12 protein-coding genes and 2 pseudogenes are annotated in these 15,262 nt (G+C 60.5%); 7 read left to right on the plus strand and 7 right to left on the minus strand.

The features are described from left to right. Positions 1-131: 131 nt before the first annotated feature. From A7J50_RS31685 to A7J50_RS20250, 3 genes are all read left to right on the plus strand, one after another. Positions 132-299 carry a hypothetical protein gene (locus tag A7J50_RS31685; RefSeq protein WP_162232027.1) on the plus strand — a complete coding sequence of 56 codons (168 nt, stop codon included), beginning with the start codon at positions 132-134 and terminating at the stop codon, positions 297-299. Positions 300-371: 72 nt separating this feature from the next. Beyond that, positions 372-2,537: a mechanosensitive ion channel family protein gene (locus A7J50_RS20245; protein ID WP_064453405.1), complete on the plus strand. Its 2,166-nt coding sequence runs from the start codon at positions 372-374 to the stop codon at positions 2,535-2,537. 17 nt (positions 2,538-2,554) lie between these two features. Beyond that, the gene (locus A7J50_RS20250) at positions 2,555-3,901 is read left to right on the plus strand and encodes an amidohydrolase (protein ID WP_064453406.1); all 1,347 of its coding nucleotides are present in this window, start codon (positions 2,555-2,557) and stop codon (positions 3,899-3,901) included. 116 nt (positions 3,902-4,017) lie between these two features. Here A7J50_RS20250 and A7J50_RS20255 read toward each other — a convergent pair whose 3' ends face one another. The 5 genes from A7J50_RS20255 to A7J50_RS20275 all read right to left on the minus strand — a co-directional run bounded on the left by A7J50_RS20255 (position 4,018) and on the right by A7J50_RS20275 (position 8,841). Next, on the minus strand, positions 4,018-4,242 hold the full coding sequence (locus A7J50_RS20255; protein ID WP_064453407.1) for an MbtH family protein: 225 nt from the start codon (positions 4,240-4,242) through the stop codon (positions 4,018-4,020). A gap of 83 nt (positions 4,243-4,325) precedes the next feature. Further along, positions 4,326-5,738: an aspartate aminotransferase family protein gene (locus A7J50_RS20260; protein WP_064453408.1), complete on the minus strand. Its 1,413-nt coding sequence runs from the start codon at positions 5,736-5,738 to the stop codon at positions 4,326-4,328. Between the two features lie 196 nt (positions 5,739-5,934). Beyond that, the gene (locus A7J50_RS20265; RefSeq protein ID WP_064453409.1) at positions 5,935-6,702 is read right to left on the minus strand and encodes an N-acetylmuramoyl-L-alanine amidase; all 768 of its coding nucleotides are present in this window, start codon (positions 6,700-6,702) and stop codon (positions 5,935-5,937) included. A gap of 124 nt (positions 6,703-6,826) precedes the next feature. Next, a complete protein-coding gene (locus tag A7J50_RS20270; RefSeq protein WP_064453410.1) occupies positions 6,827-8,146 on the minus strand; it encodes an ATP-binding protein in 1,320 nt (439 codons plus the stop codon). Continuing rightward, a complete protein-coding gene (locus A7J50_RS20275; protein WP_064453411.1) occupies positions 8,146-8,841 on the minus strand; it encodes a response regulator transcription factor in 696 nt (231 codons plus the stop codon). Before A7J50_RS20275 ends, A7J50_RS20270 begins: the two co-directional genes overlap by 1 nt. 176 nt (positions 8,842-9,017) lie before the next feature. Between A7J50_RS20275 and dsbD the strand changes: the two genes are divergently transcribed. Genes dsbD through dsbG form a run of 3 tightly spaced genes read left to right on the plus strand, consistent with a single transcriptional unit; the run spans position 9,018 to position 12,351 of the window. Then, on the plus strand, positions 9,018-10,763 hold the full coding sequence (gene dsbD / locus A7J50_RS20280; protein WP_064453412.1) for a protein-disulfide reductase DsbD: 1,746 nt from the start codon (positions 9,018-9,020) through the stop codon (positions 10,761-10,763). Then, complete coding sequence (locus A7J50_RS20285; RefSeq protein WP_064453413.1) at positions 10,763-11,614, plus strand: TlpA disulfide reductase family protein; 852 nt, start codon at positions 10,763-10,765, stop codon at positions 11,612-11,614. Before dsbD ends, A7J50_RS20285 begins: the two co-directional genes overlap by 1 nt. Then, positions 11,590-12,351, plus strand: a complete 762-nt coding sequence (gene dsbG / locus A7J50_RS20290) for a thiol:disulfide interchange protein DsbG (protein WP_064453414.1) — start codon at positions 11,590-11,592, stop codon at positions 12,349-12,351. The genes A7J50_RS20285 and dsbG overlap by 25 nt, the downstream gene beginning before the upstream one ends. 266 nt (positions 12,352-12,617) lie before the next feature. Here the strand turns inward: dsbG and A7J50_RS20295 are convergent. Next, positions 12,618-13,616: pseudogene (locus A7J50_RS20295) on the minus strand (chitinase); the annotation flags it as partial. A 40-nt stretch (positions 13,617-13,656) separates the two neighbouring features. Beyond that, on the minus strand, positions 13,657-14,292 hold the full coding sequence (locus A7J50_RS20300) for a lytic polysaccharide monooxygenase auxiliary activity family 9 protein (RefSeq protein WP_064453415.1): 636 nt from the start codon (positions 14,290-14,292) through the stop codon (positions 13,657-13,659). Positions 14,293-15,052: 760 nt separating this feature from the next. Between A7J50_RS20300 and A7J50_RS31690 the strand changes: the two are divergent. Next, positions 15,053-15,229 (plus strand): annotated as a pseudogene (locus A7J50_RS31690) (IS5/IS1182 family transposase); the annotation flags it as partial. Positions 15,230-15,262: the final 33 nt, after the last annotated feature.

Below are 15,262 nucleotides of genomic sequence, written 5' to 3' on the forward strand. Positions count from 1 at the left end.
CAATCCCCCTCCCACATTGGGTTTTGTGTACACCTGGCCTGCAAACTGACCTGCATCATCTGCACTTCTGATAATCCGACCTAGACTTGTCAGTATTCCCACTCTGACAAGGCCGTCGCCCCATGATCTCCATGTCCTCTTTCCACGCCATGCTTATCCCCATCCTGATCGGCATGATCCTGCTCGCGACCGGCTTCAACTTTCGCGACAAGCCCGTCGGCGTGTTTGGCATGTGGGTCGGTATGCTGCTGATCCTGGGAACCGTGGTTTACAAAATCCTCGCCAAACTGGCGGAATGACAAATGCACTCGCATTGGGCATAACGGCCTCGTACACTCGGTCAATTCGTCGTTTCCAAGGTTGACCGCCTCGTGCTTTCCCGTCTTCGTGCCCTGCCCTGCTGTTTCCTGATCGCCCTGCTGATGCTGCTGCCGCTCACGCCTGCCCAAGCCGTGGGCTTGCCCGGCTTGCTGGGCAGCACCAACAAGCCCCAACCCCAGGCCGATGTACCGCTGGGGCAGTCGCTGGACGAGGTCATCAAAACCCTGGAAAACGACCGGCAGCGCACTCAGTTGCTGAGCGATTTAAAGAAGCTGCGCGAAGCCACGCAAAAGGCCCAACCCGCCGCCGAACAAGGCGTTCTCGGGTTGATCGGCGGCACCCTGGCCGGCCTTGAGGCACAGTTTTCCGGTGCAGACAGCCCGCTGGGGCGCTGGTCCAACGAAGTTGACCTGGCCAAGGATGAACTCGGCGCGCTGATGATGCCGGCCAGTGAATGGCTGCCGATCATTTTCGGCTTTGCCGTGATCCTGGCGGTATGGAGCCTGCTGGCCGCCGCCCTGATCTGGCTCAGCCACCGCGTACGCGAGCGTTTCGGCTTGCCCGAGGAACTGCCGCAACACCCACGTACCTGGGACATGCTGCGCTTCGCCCTGCGCAAATTGGGGCCATGGCTGATTGCCCTGGTCATCACGGTTTACCTGAGCTATGTGCTGCCCTCGTCCCTGGGCAAATCCCTGGCGATGGTGCTGGCTTACGCATTGGTGGTCGGCACCTGTTTCTCGGCGATCTGCGTGATTGCCTTCTCCGTACTGGACGGCCCGCACCGCCACCGCGCGCTCTACATCCTGCGTCGCCAGGCCTTCCGCCCGCTGTGGCTGATCGGCAGCTTCGCCGCCTTTGGTGAAGCGCTGAGCGACCCGCGAATGATGCAGGCCCTGGGTCAGCACCTGGCCCATACGGCGGCGACCGTCGCCAATGTGATGGCGGCATTGTCCACCGGCGTATTTATCCTGCGTTTCCGCCGGCCGATCGCCCACCTGATCCGCAACCAACCGCTGTCCCGGCGCCTTACCCGCCGCGCCATCACCGACACGCTCTCGATTATCGGCAGCTTCTGGTATTTACCGGCGCTGCTGCTGGTGGGCATCTCGTTGTTTGCCACCTTCCTGTCTGCCGGCGACACCAGCACCGCCCTGCGCCAATCTCTGTTATGCACGGTGTTGCTGGTGTTGTGCATGGTGATCAACGGGCTGGTGCGCCGTCATGCGCTCAAACCGCTACGCGGGCACAAGCGCCACGCGCTCTACTCCGAGCGCCTGAAAAGCTTCGTGTACACCCTGGCTCATTTGGTGGTGTGGCTGGCGTTTATCGAATTGGGCTTGCGCGTCTGGGGCCTTTCGCTGATTCGTTTTACCGAAGGCGATGGCCATGAAATCAGCGTCAAGCTGTTCGGCCTTGGCGGCACGCTGCTGTTTGCCTGGTTGATCTGGATCCTCAGCGACACCGCGATCCACCACGCCCTCACGCGCTCGCGCAAAGGCCTGGCCAACGCGCGTGCGCAGACCATGATGCCGCTGATTCGCAACGTGCTGTTCGTGACCATCTTTATCATCGCCGCCATCGTCGCCCTGGCGAACATGGGCATGAACGTCACGCCACTGCTGGCCGGTGCCGGTGTGATCGGCCTGGCCATCGGTTTTGGTGCGCAATCGCTGGTAGCGGACCTGATTACCGGCCTGTTCATCATCATCGAAGACTCCCTGGCCATCGATGACTACGTGGACGTTGGCGGCCACCTCGGTACCGTCGAGGGCCTGACCATCCGTACCGTGCGCCTGCGGGACATCGACGGCATCGTGCACACCATTCCGTTCAGCGAAATCAAGAGCATCAAGAACTACTCGCGGGAGTTCGGCTACGCGATCTTCCGGGTGGCGATCCCCTACAACATGGAAATCGACGACGCCATCAAGTTGATGCGCGACGTCGGCCAGAAAATGCGCAACGACCCACTGCAACGCCGCAACATCTGGTCGCCGCTGGAAATTCAGGGCGTGGAAAGCTTCGAGTCCGGCAGTGCGATCCTGCGCGCGCGCTTCAAAACCGCGCCGATCAAGCAGTGGGAAGTGTCGCGGGCGTTCAACCTGTCGCTCAAGCGCCATCTGGATGAGGCCGGGCTGGATTTGGCCACGCCGCGCTTGAGTGTGCAGGTGGTGACCGCCGGCAGCGTGCAGGAGAAAGATCAACAACAATAAACTCAGGAGAGGTCTTTATGCGTTTGAATGGTCTGACACACCGATGGGTTTTAGGCGTGCTGTGCGGGGTCGCCAGCAGCGCGGTGATTGCCGCCAGCAGTGGCCAGGACAGCGCCCGCGAGGAAATCGCCACCCAGGCCAAGGCGCTGGAGCCGAGCCTGCTGGAAACCCGCCGCGATATCCACGCTCACCCCGAATTGGGCAATACCGAGACACGCACCGCCGAGCTGGTCGCCAAACAACTTCGCGACCTCGGCCTTGAGGTGAAAACCGGCGTGGCCCGCACCGGCGTCGTCGCCATCTTGAAGGGTGGCCTGCCCGGCCCCACCGTCGCCTTGCGCGCCGACATGGATGCGCTGCCGGTCAAGGAAGTCGCCGACCTGCCCTTCGCCTCGAAGGCCAAAGGCACCTACCTGGGCAAAGAGGTCGACGTCATGCACGCCTGTGGCCACGACGCCCACACCGCGATCCTGCTGAGCACAGCGAAAATTCTTACCGGCATGCGTGACCGCCTGCCCGGCACCGTGGTGTTTTATTTCCAGCCGGCCGAAGAAGGCCCGAGCGACTTTATCCCCGACGGCAAGAACACCTGGGGCGCGAAAATGATGGTGCAGGAAGGCGTGATGACGGCACCCAAGCCGGATGCCGTGTTCGGCCTGCATGTCTGGGCCGGCGTACCGGCCGGGCAGATCACTTACCGCCCGGGCCCGACCCTGGCCAGTTCCGATGACCTGCGCATCAAGATCCTCGGCAAACAGACCCACGCCGGCCGCCCGTGGGACGGCATCGACCCGATCACCGTTGGCGCGCAAACCATTGTCGGCCTGCAAACCGTGGTGAGCCGGCGTACCGACATCTCGTCGTTTCCGTCGGTGGTGAGCATTGGCACCATCAACGGCGGCACGCGCTACAACATCATCCCGGAGTCGGTCGACATGAGCGGCACCATTCGCTCCTACGATTACGGCATTCGCCAGAAGCTGCACGCGGATGTGCGCCAGACCGTGGAAAAAATCGCCGAGAGTGGCGGTGCCAAGGCCGAAGTCACCATCATCGAGAAGTACGACCCGACCATCAACAACCCGGCGCTGACCGAGAAAATGCTGCCAAGCCTGCGCTGGGCGGCCAAGGATGATGTGGTGCAAGGGCCGCTGGTTGGCGGTGCCGAGGACTTCTCGTTTTATGCCAAGCAAGCGCCAGGACTGTTTGTGTTCCTGGGGGTGACCCCGAGGGATCAGGACATGAGCAAAGCCGCGCCGAACCATAATCCGGGCTTCTTTGTGGATGAGTCGGCGTTGGTGGTAGGAGTGCGGACACTGGCGTCGTTGGCGACGGATTATCTGTATACCAACACACCGCAATAGGGCTGTTCTGTGGGAGCGGGCTTGCCCGCGAGAGTGGTGTGTCAGTCGACGTAGTTGCAAACTGACACTCAGCTATCGCGGGCAAGCCCGCTCCCACAGTTTGGGGCAGCGGTGTGTCAGCTGGCCAGCGCAGCAGCGTCCATCTTCTGACGCAGGCTCAGCGGGCGCATATCGGTCCAGACTTCTTCGATGTAAGCCAGGCACTCTTTCTTCATGCCGCTCTTGCCCACGGTGCGCCAGCCTTCCGGTACGACCTTGTAGTCGGGCCAGATGGAATACTGTTCTTCGTGGTTGACCACTACCTGAAACAGGATGTCGTCGCGGTCAAATACTGAGGTCATTGCTGTTCTCCATCGCTAAAAAGGCTGGCTGCGCACCACGCGCAGCGCTGATATCTGTAGAAACGTACCAGGCTTGCGAAAAATTAGAGGCTGGCGACCGCTGCCGCCAAGGCGCGACCGAAGATCTCCGCAACCCGGTCGACTTCGACGGCCGTAATCACCAACGGTGGCAGGAACCGCACCACGCAGCCATGCCGACCGCCCAACTCCAGGATCAGGCCACGCTTGAGGCATTCACGCTGAACCAGCGGTGCCAGTTGGCGATGCACCGGCGGGTGTCCCTGAATATCCAGGGTGCCGTTCGGGTCCACCAGCTCCACGCCCAGCATCAAGCCACGACCACGAATATCCCCCAGATACGCGAAGTCTCGCTGCAGGATGCGCAGGTGTTCGCCAAGGCGCTCGCCCATGGCGGCTGCATGACCGGCCAGGTCGTGCTCCTTGAGGTAGCGCATCACCGCCGAACCCGCCGCCATGGCCATCTGGTTACCACGGAAAGTCCCGGCATGCGCGCCCGGCAGCCAGGTGTCGAGCCAGTCGCGATACACCACTACCGCCAGCGGCAAGCTGCCGCCGATGGCTTTGGACATCACCACCACATCCGGGATGATGCCGGCATGTTCGAAGGCAAACATCTTGCCGGTGCGGCCGAAACCGCTCTGGATTTCATCAACGATCAACGCCACGCCCGCCTGCTCGGTGATGCGTCGCAAGCCACGTAGCCAATCAAGGTCGGCCGGAATCACCCCGCCCTCGCCCTGCACCACTTCGACAATCACCGCCGCCGGCAGCAACACCCCGCCTTCCGGGTCGTTCAACAGATTTTCCAGGTAATGCAGATTGACCCGCACTCCTTCCGCGCCGCCCAGGCCGAAGGGGCAGCGGTAGTCGTAGGGGAAAGGCAGAAATTGCACGCCATTGCCGAGCAAGGCGCCCAACGGTTTTTTCGGCCCCAGGCTGCCCATCAGGCTGAGTGCGCCCTGGCTCATGCCGTGGTAACCGCCCTGGAACGACAACACCGTGCTGCGACCGGTGGCCGTGCGCACCAGCTTCAACGCGGCTTCCACCGCGTCGGTGCCGGTGGGGCCGCAGAACTGGATTTTCGCTTCCTGCGCAAGCGCTGCAGGCAACAGGCCGAACAGGTCTTGTACGAACTGGTCCTTGACTGGCGTCGTCAGGTCGAGGGTGTGCAGCGGGAGCTCGTCGCTGAGTACCTGCTGGATGGCTTCGATCACCACCGGGTGGTTGTGGCCCAGCGCCAAGGTGCCTGCACCCGCCAGGCAGTCGATGAAACTGCGGCCTTCCACGTCTTCCACGTAGATCCCCTTGGCACGCTTGAGTGCCAAAGGAATACGCCGTGGGTAGCTGCGGGCGTTGGATTCCTGCTGGCGTTGGCGGGCCAACAGTGGGGTTTCTTCAAATTGGTAGAGCGTTTCCGCAGGTGCCGGGTTGGCATACACCGGGGCGTCTTCGATACGGCTGGTAGCGACTGACATCTCTCGATCCCTCAATACGCGGGTGGGGGTGACCAAACTGCCGATCCGTGGTGCGCACGGATTTCATGTTCTGGAGACGCACCAGCGGTGGGGGGATTTAGGCTTGTTATGGTTTTTGATTGGATTCGCGAGCAAGCCCGCTGCCACCGTTGGATCTCAGTGCATCAGGTCGATGGGCTGCTCCGACCACTCGAGCTCACACCGCCCGATACCGCTCATTCAACGCATACAAAATCGCGCACGTCTCCCCATCCAGAACCCCAGCATAATCCCGGCTCCGAAAGTGCATCTGAAACGCCCGCGTCCTTAACTCAAAGGCCCTGCGATTCTGAGCCGGCTTATAGCCATATCGCTGAAACGCCCGCTCTATCTCAACCTCTGGCGGCAGCCCCAAAGAAAATCGCCGCTGATACATCACCCGCGTCGACTCATCAAACCAGGCCCCGATACCGGCCTCGAACAAACACCGCCAAGGTAGTCGAGGCCCCGGATCACTCTTGCGCCAATACGCCACATCCGAATGCCCAAGAATATCAGTCGGGCCAATCTGCGGGTATCGCGCGAGTAGGTCGCGCACCAACGCAATCAACACCTCAACCTGCTCCTCACCGTAGGCAGGAAAGGTCAATACGCCCCCATCATCGCGCACCAAATTGACTATCTCGATGCCAATGGAGCGGCTATTGAGGTTATCGCGCCCACCCCAATGGCTCACCCCGGCATGCCAGGCGCGCTGGTCCTCGTGTACCAAGCGAAACGCGCGTAACTCTTCGTATCCGAGTGCCTGGTAGCCACTGTCATCGGGGTCCGGCACCAGATAATGAGCACTGACGCCATCCTGGGTGAGGGTACGCAGGGACGAGGCAAAGGGCGCCGCCGTGTAATGCAGGACCACTTGCCGCACGGTTTCACCGTCGCGTTGATTGAAATCCATGGCGGGGAAACTGCTGTCGATCACCAACATAAGAACCGTCCTTTTCAGTACAGGCCGAGTCATTCAGCCCGTTCAAGCGCAAAAAATTACCGCCATCCTGAACGTATGAAATCCAGGAGGGCGGTAACTATTTTTGCCACTTGAAAAAAAGTGATCAGCGCCGTAATGGCATGCCCAGGTCGACCCGCAGACCATCCGGCTGGCTGTCGAACTTCAAGGAGCAAGAGCAGCGTTGCACGATCGCCTGAACGATCGCCAGCCCCAGGCCGCAGCCTTCGCTGCTGCCATTGCGCCAGAAGCGTTGGGTCAGGTATTGCAGGTCTTCGCTGGAGATTTGCTTGCCGTGGTCACGCACGCGGAACACTACTGTGTCGGCCGTGGTGAACACATTCAACTCCACACGGGTGTCGCCCGGGGTATGGCGCAAAGCGTTGTCCAACAAATTGCGCAGGGCTGCAACGGCCAAGGCTACCGGCATTTCCACCGGGGTTTGCGTGAGGTTCTCCGCCAGGACCAGATCGATGCGCCGATTGTCGCCGGCATTCGCATCCTGGATCGCCAACCGCGCGACTTGTTCGGCACTCGATTGCAGGCCGTCGTCGAACGACAGGCTGCCCTCCACCCTCGCCAACAGCAGCAATTGCTCCAACGTACGATGCAAGCGGTCGGCGCCTTCTTCGGCATGGGCCAGGGACTGGTCGCGCGCCGCGCCTTCGGTCATGCGCGCCACTTGCAGGTGGGTCTTGATCGCCGTCAGCGGGCTGCGCAGTTCGTGGGCGGCGTCGCCGGTGAGGCGGCGCTCACGCTCGATGGTCTTGGCGATGCGTTGCAACAGTTGGTTCTGGGTATCGAGCAGTGGTTTCAACTCGCTGGGCAACGGGTGAATCTGCAGCGGTTCGAGGGAATCAGCACTGCGGCGCATCAGCGCATCGCGCATGCGGTTGAGCGGCAACAGGCTTTGGCCGATGCCCAGCCACAGCAGGCACAGGCAGCCCAGCAGCGCCACACCCACCGGCACCGAAGCGGCCAGCAATATCGACAGGTTCAACGCCTCGCGCTCCACCTGGCGGTCGGCGGTGGTGATCAGCAAGTCGCCACGGGACAGGGTGAAACTGCGCCAGCTTACGCCGTCGATCACCTGATCGCGAAAGCCACTCTTGCGCGACTCAAGGCCTTCATCCGGGGTCATGTGACTGCGTGCGAGGATTTCCCCACGCAGGGAGCTGACCTGGCAGGCCATGCCGCCCGGCACGTTCAGTTGCTCGGTGCGCAAATGCGTACCCGCGCTCACACTGGCCAGGCCCGGCATCTGCTCGGTCAGCCCCGCCACCATACGCGCCGACGCCACCAGGCGCTGGTCGAGCGAAAACATCATCTGGTTACGCAGATCGTTGAGCATCCAGGCCGCCGCCAGTACCCAGATCAGCACAAAAGCAGCGCCCAGCTTGAACGTCAGGCGCAGGCGCAGGCTCATCACGAAGCGTTGTCTCCTTCGTCAGCCACACCACCATCCGCCGTACCCAGGCGATAACCGAGGCCGCGCACGGTCTCGACGATGCCGTTGCCCAATTTGCGTCGCAGGTGGTGGATGTGCACGTTGAGGGCGTTACTTTCCAGTTCGTCGTTGAAGCCGTAGACACTGTCCTTGAGCTGCTCGCTGGAGAGCACCCGGCCTTTGTTATGCAGCAGGGCCTGCAACAGCGCTTGCTCGCGACGGGAGAGGTCTACCGGCTGGCCGGCCAGGAAGGTTTCGCGACTGCTGGGGTCGTAGGCCAGATGACCGTGTTCGATCAGGTTAACCCGGCGCCCTGCTACTCGCCGCAGCAGGGTTTGCAGGCGTGCGGCAAGTTCGCGCAGGTCAAAGGGTTTGAGCAGGTAGTCGTCGGCACCGGCCTGCAGGCCATCGACACGGTTGGTCACCGAATCGCGCGCCGTGAGGATCAGCACCGGAATTTCCAGGCCCTGGCTGCGCTGTTGTTGCAGCAACTTGAGGCCGTCTTCGTCGGGCAAGCCAAGGTCGAGCACCATGATGTCGAAGTTGGCCGCCTTGAGCATCGCGCGTGCGGCAGCGGCCGTGGCCACGCGCTCGACGGTAAAGCCCTGGGCACCGAGCCCGGCCACGATGCCGCTGGCGATCAGTTCGTCGTCTTCACAGACCAGTACGTGCATGGTTAACCCTTCATGAATGATGGGGGGATTAAAGGTCCAGCGGATTAAGTGCCGATTATGCCGTGAAAAGAGGCGCGCTCAGCGCTTCCCTTCACTTTAGAATAGCGCCCGGTTAATCATCGGTTAATCAACACCACACATTGTGTGCCTAACTTGCATCGAACTAAGGCTTGACCATGCGGTATCTGTTTACCTTTCTGCTGGTGTTGTTTGCAGGGTTCGCCCAGGCCGCGCCGGGCAATCCCTTCGAGACCAAACCCGATTTCCTCCCGGTGGGCAAGGCCTTCACCTTTACCTCCGAGCGCCTGGAAACCGGCGAGACCCAGCTGTATTGGCAGATTGCCGACGGTTATTACCTGTACCAGCAGCGCATGAAGTTCGACGGCCTGGCTGAAAAACCGGTATTGCCCCAGGGTGAAGCCCATAGCGATGAGTTCTTCGGCGAGCAGCAAGTGTATCGCCAAGGCCTGGAAGTGAAGATCCCCGCCGGTGCCACCGGCCAGGTCAAGCTGGGCTGGCAGGGTTGCGCCGATGCGGGCCTGTGCTACCCGCCACAGTCGATTACCGTGGATCTGGGCGGCACCCCGGCCATAGCGGGCACTGCGCAAGTGCAGGCCCAAGGCCAAGCCCAGGATCAAAGCCTGGCCAGCGGCCTGCAACAGCGCAGCCTGGGTTGGAGCCTGCTGGTGTTCTTTGGCTTGGGCTTGCTGCTGGCGTTTGCCCCTTGTTCGTTGCCGATGTTGCCGATCCTCGCAGGGCTGGTGGTGGGCAGTGGCGCCAGCCCGCGTCGCGGTTTTGCCCTGGCCAGCAGCTACGTGGTGTGCATGGCCCTGGTGTATGCGGCGCTTGGCGTAATGGCCGCGTTGCTGGGCGGCAACCTCGCAGCACTGCTGCAAACGCCCTGGATTCTCGGCAGTTTCGCCGCGCTGTTTGTGCTCCTCGCCCTGCCCATGTTTGGTTTCTTTGAACTGCAACTGCCAGCCTTTGTGCGTGATCGCCTGGACAATGTCAGCCGCCAGCAAAGCGGCGGCAGCCTGGTAGGTGCCGGCATTCTTGGCGCACTGTCCGGCCTGTTGGTGGGGCCGTGCATGACCGCGCCACTGGCCGGCGCCCTGCTGTATATCGCCCAGAGCGGCAATGCGCTGCACGGTGGTTTGATCCTGTTCGCCATGGGCATCGGCATCGGTATTCCACTGTTGTTGCTGGTCACCGTGGGCAACCGCTTCCTGCCTAAACCGGGCAGCTGGATGGACGTGCTCAAAGGCGTTTTCGGTTTCCTGTTCCTCGGCACTGCGGTGCTGATGATTCGCCCGGTGGTCGGCGAAAGCCTGTGGATTGGCCTGTGGGGCGCATTGGCGCTGGTGATGGCTTACTGCGGCTGGACACTGGCCCGCGAGTACGGCCTGGCGGCCAAAGTGTTCGGCGCCGGTTCCCTGGTGCTGGGCCTGTGGGGCGCAGTGCTGATGGTGGGCGCGGCCGGTGGCAGTGACGACCTGTGGCAACCGTTGAAGGTCTACAGCGGATCAACAGTGGCGGCTGCGCCGAGCGCCCACGACGCCTTCATGACCATCAGCGACCCGACTGTGCTGCAAAGCCAACTCGACAGCGCCAAAGCCCAGGGCCAATGGGTGCTGGTGGACTACTACGCCGACTGGTGCGTGTCGTGCAAGATCATGGAAAAACAAGTGTTCGGCAAACCCGAAGTGATGGCCGCGCTGAAAGACGTGCGCCTGCTGCGCCTGGACGTCACCGCCGACAACGCCGCCAGCCGCGAACTGCTCGGCCGCTACAAGGTGCCAGGGCCACCGAGCTTCGTGTGGATCGGCCCGGACGGTGAAGAACGCCGCGCACAACGCATCACCGGCGAAGTGGATGCCGCCGCCTTCCTGCAACGCTGGACGCAAACCCGAGACGCACGCTGATGCTGACCCTGACCATCGGCACCTTCGCCATCGCCCTGAATCACATCCTGCTGATCAGCGCGCTGATTCTCGCCACGCTGGTGGGCTGGCGCGTGGCCAAGCGTGGCGGTGAAAACCCGGAATCGGTGCTGTTCAGCCTGTTTCTGCTGGGCATGCTGGTCGCCCGCGTCAGTTTTGTACTGATGTATTGGAGCGATTACAGCCGCGACCCATTGCAGATGGTTGACCTGCGCGACGGCGGTTTTCTCGCCTGGCCCGGCGTGATCGCACTGGTGCTGGGTGCCCTGTTGTACGGCTGGCGCCGCCCGGCCTTGCGCAAACCGTTAAGCGCCGGTGTGATCACCGGGCTGGTGTTCTGGGGCCTGACCAGCGTGTCCCTGAGCCTTTACGACAAAGGCGCGCAACTGCCGGATATCACCCTGCGCAATGCCAATGGCGACGTGGTGCAACTGGCCGATTACAAAGGCGGCCCACTGGTGATCAACCTCTGGGCCACCTGGTGCCCACCGTGCCGCCGGGAAATGCCGGTGCTGGAGCGCGCGCAGCATCAACGGCCGGACGTGACCTTCCTGTTCGTCAACCAGGCCGAAAGCATGCAAAGCGTCAGCACCTTCCTCGCCACCCAAGGCCTGACCCTCGACAACGTGCTGTTTGACGCCAGCGGCCGGCTCGGCCAGGCCGTGGGCAGCATGGCGTTGCCGACCACCCTGTTCTACCAAGCCGATGGGCGCCTGATCAACAGCCACTTGGGCGAATTGTCCCAGGCCAGCCTGGCCCGCGCCATGGAACCCTTCGACACTGCCCCTGCCGCCACAAGGAAACCGACATGCCTCGACTCCGCCACCTGCTGACCCTGCTGCCGCTGACGCTCGCGGCCACCCTGGCCCAGGCCGAAGACTGGCCTGCACCGATCAAGCAGATTGAAGCCAAGGGCGCCAAGATCCTCGGCAAGTTCGACGCACCCAGCGGGCTCACCGGCTACGCCGCGCAGTACCAGAACCGCGGCATGGCCCTGTACCTGACTGCCGACGGCAAAAGCGTGATCGCCGGCAACCTGTACGACGCCGAAGGCAAAGACCTGAGCAGCGCGCCCCTGGAAAAACTGGTGTACGCGCCGATGGCCAAGGAAGTCTGGGGCAAAATGGAAAACAGCAGCTGGATTCAGGACGGCGATAAAAACGCGCCACGTATCGTCTACCTGTTCAGCGACCCCAACTGCCCGTACTGCAACATGTTCTGGGAACAGGCACGGCCGTGGGTAAAAGCCGGCAAGGTACAGTTGCGCCACATCATGGTCGGTATTATCCGCGAAGACAGCCCAGGCAAGTCGGCCGCCCTGTTCGCCGCCAAAGACCCGCAGAAAGCCCTGGAAGAACATGAAGCCGCCGGCAAAGGCAGCAAATTGCAGGCGCTGGACAAGATTCCGGCGGATATCGAAGCCAAGCTCGATGCCAACATGAAGTTGATGGAAGAGCTGGAATTGTCGGCAACGCCAGCGATTTTCTATCTGGATGACAAGGGCGGCTTGCAGCAACAGCAAGGCGCGCCATCGCCGGACAAGCTGGCGAAGATTCTGGGGCCGAAGTAATCGGCGTTTCCCTAAGAATGTTTCAGGCTTGCCTAACAGAAAGCGAGCACAACAATTCATAGAAACCTGGATGAAGGTTTGAGCTTGACGCAGAAAATCCGATGCCCAAACAGGCATCGGATTTTATTTCATGAAGCCAACGATCAGATCATAAACATAGCTGTTTGAGATCAGGCACGTCTGCCAGATGTCTCTTTGCGCTACCGCCGATTGGCGACTTCGAGATCCGCCTCATCCTCACCGAGGCCAGAGAGGTGAGTGCCTTTGATCAACGGCCCATAACGGCGGCTGAATTCCCCGTTATAGGGCACGTGGTCTTTGCTGATCCCGCGGTCCCAATTCACCGACCATGTCATCAGGCCCTTGATCGACAACCCTTTGTCGTACAAACGCTTGAATGCATTGGTCACGGCTGCGGGGTTGATCACATAACCGGTGGCGGCTGCATCGACGTTAGCCGGTAGGCCAATGACGAACTTGTCCGCCGGGATTTTAGTAAACCCTCGCGTTCCGCTCACCAGACTTTCGGTCAGGTAAAACAGGAAATCCTCTTTCATTGCGTCGTTGTTCTGGGCAATCCAGGCACCGTTGCCGTTGTTGACCTCCTGCACCCAGATCCCGTCGCCCCCCTGGTTGTAATACTGCGGGGCAATGAAGTCGTAATAGCCTTCCAGCGCCTGGATGTAACCGACGTATTTACCGGCGGTGGTCAGGTAAGGAAACTCCGGCGCCATGCTGATAATGAAGTGTTTGCCTTCACCGGCGTAATGGTCCTTGACCAGTTTCAACGCAGCGGGCAGGACAGTCTTGTTGTCGGCGAAATCAATCGCGCTCTGCTCAAGATCGATGTCCAGGCCATCAAAGCCATAGGTTTCCACCAGGCGGATAATCTCGTTGGCCAATGGCTGTTCGTTGCCTTTATGCAACTCGATGTGCGCATCGGCGCCGCCAAGGGAAATCAGCACCGCCCTGCCCTGGCTGTTCAGCACGCCCACCTGGCGGCGGAACTCGGCGTCGGAAAGGTTGTACGGCTTGAACGTTGGGATACCGTTGCCTTTCATGAAGGCCACGGCCACCACGTTGTAATCCGTCGGCACGTCCGCCAGGTTCATGTTGGCAAATTGGCCACGCTGGTAGCCGTCGCTCGCGCCGGCAGGCCAGTTGTGCCAGAAGCCCATGAGGATCTTTTTGCCGGCAATGCTCGGCATCAGCGAAGCGACATCGTTCAGCGGCGATTTCAGTAAGGTGAAGTCAATCTTTGACATGTTCTAATCCTTCAGAACGTATGGGTTTAACGGCGCGGGCTTATTTGAAGTCCACGTCGAAGGCTTGATAGAAAGCGTTGCCGGTGTTGGCGACGATCCACATCAACACGATCACATGCTTGCCCTTTTTGTTGGCCGGCAGTTTCACTTCGTGATTGACCTTGGCCTTCAGTTCACCTGGATGACTGAAGTACGGCACCTGGGTATAGAAGTCTTCGGCGAACGGCTGGGGTTCCAGTTGTGCGCGGGTGATGCGCTGTTTCGGATCCCAGCCATCCTTGGTGATCAGCCAACGATAGCCACGGGTGGTGTGCGGTGCGGTGTATTCCCAGGTGACCTTGAAGGTCTGACCCGGGTCGACATTGAGCAGCGGCCAGGTGAAGGCGCGGTTGAGTTTCTTGGCCATTTCCTCGTTGGTGAAGTTGATGCAGTCACGGGCATCGGTCTTGCCGCCGCTGAGGATGAAGCCGTCGGCTGGTGGGGTGACGCTGTCACTGTCGGTTTGATAAGGCGCCGGGAACGGACCGGCAATCAGTGCCGGAAAGTTCTTGCCGCCTTCCATTTCATTGACTTGCCAGGTAGCCAGCAGGCCGAGATCCACGGCGACTGCGCCACGGCTGGAAGGGGATGTGACACGACCATGGCGAAGAGGTGTCTGGGTTTGTGGTTTATTCATTTGTTACTCCATTGCTATTGATTAAGAACTCTCCTTTCTTGAAGGAGAGAATCTCAACCTAACGGAGTTGCTTTTTTTTTCCACAGGACCGTTTTTCACTCATTTTCTTTTCAGGAGACGATAAACCCTAAAACACTGTATATAAAAACAGTTAAATGGAAATCACGTACACCACCGGCGGTCAATTTCCTACAATTCAAGGCGCAAATAAGCACAGCTACTCTCGTAAATCGCCTTATCCCGTTCGTAAGTGATGGCCCTCTGCATGTGATGAGGTATTGGCCTGGCGGCGAGAAAGAATTTCCAGGGAGCGTTCTCAATCAATCAGATGTGCCGAAAGCCACCTTCACCACCTGACCCGAGCCACGCATGAGCATAGGTATCTACACAACTTTTTTTACGGGTTGAGTACTGTGGTTGACGCGGGGCCGCTGGGTACATATCCGTTATTTGGATCACGGCTGCTATGGGTTCCGCCCTTACGGCGACTCACTTTTGAACAGCGCAAAAGTAAGCAAAACGCTCTTGCCCCACCACTCGGCACCTCAGATCAAGATCAAAAGCAAAGCTGAGGCGGCCTGACAGCCGGCCTGATCTCTGAAGCTGAACTCAATCAAATGTGGGAGCGGGCTTGCCCGCGAAGGCGTCGGCTCAGCAAACATTGAAGTTGACTGACCCACCGCTTTCGCGGGGATGTGGCGGCCTTTCAAAGTTGTGCAGATACCTGCACGCATGAGCCAGATAAGCTTCTCCGACTTCGAACGGTTACTTACAGGAACAAGATCTGCCCCCGCGCCAGGGCACCATCGTCGATGCCACGATTATTCATGCTCCCAGCTCAACCAAGAACGAGGAAGGTCAGCGTGATCCTGAGAGGCACCAGCCCCAAAAAGGTAACCCGTGCCACTGTGGAATAAAGGCCACTATCGGCGCCGATGTGGGTTGTGCGTTAAGCAACGCTGAAAGTCGT

The organism is Pseudomonas antarctica (genome assembly GCF_001647715.1).
Taxonomy (GTDB): Bacteria; Pseudomonadota; Gammaproteobacteria; order Pseudomonadales; family Pseudomonadaceae; genus Aquipseudomonas; species Aquipseudomonas antarctica_A.

What these genes read in the sequence shown, in the direction of transcription:
- A7J50_RS20250 (WP_064453406.1), top strand. Translation starts at nt 2,555, where the DNA reads ATGCGTTTGAATGGTCTGACACACCGATGGGTTTTAGGCGTGCTGTGC.
- A7J50_RS31685 (WP_162232027.1), top strand. Translation starts at nt 132, where the DNA reads ATGTCCTCTTTCCACGCCATGCTTATCCCCATCCTGATCGGCATGATC.
- A7J50_RS20260 (WP_064453408.1), bottom strand. Translation starts at nt 5,738, where the DNA reads ATGTCAGTCGCTACCAGCCGTATCGAAGACGCCCCGGTGTATGCCAAC.
- A7J50_RS20270 (WP_064453410.1), bottom strand. Translation starts at nt 8,146, where the DNA reads ATGAGCCTGCGCCTGCGCCTGACGTTCAAGCTGGGCGCTGCTTTTGTG.
- A7J50_RS20285 (WP_064453413.1), top strand. Translation starts at nt 10,763, where the DNA reads ATGCTGACCCTGACCATCGGCACCTTCGCCATCGCCCTGAATCACATC.
- A7J50_RS20275 (WP_064453411.1), bottom strand. Translation starts at nt 8,841, where the DNA reads ATGCACGTACTGGTCTGTGAAGACGACGAACTGATCGCCAGCGGCATC.
- A7J50_RS20265 (WP_064453409.1), bottom strand. Translation starts at nt 6,702, where the DNA reads ATGTTGGTGATCGACAGCAGTTTCCCCGCCATGGATTTCAATCAACGC.
- dsbG (WP_064453414.1), top strand. Translation starts at nt 11,590, where the DNA reads ATGCCTCGACTCCGCCACCTGCTGACCCTGCTGCCGCTGACGCTCGCG.
- A7J50_RS20255 (WP_064453407.1), bottom strand. Translation starts at nt 4,242, where the DNA reads ATGACCTCAGTATTTGACCGCGACGACATCCTGTTTCAGGTAGTGGTC.
- dsbD (WP_064453412.1), top strand. Translation starts at nt 9,018, where the DNA reads ATGCGGTATCTGTTTACCTTTCTGCTGGTGTTGTTTGCAGGGTTCGCC.
- A7J50_RS20300 (WP_064453415.1), bottom strand. Translation starts at nt 14,292, where the DNA reads ATGAATAAACCACAAACCCAGACACCTCTTCGCCATGGTCGTGTCACA.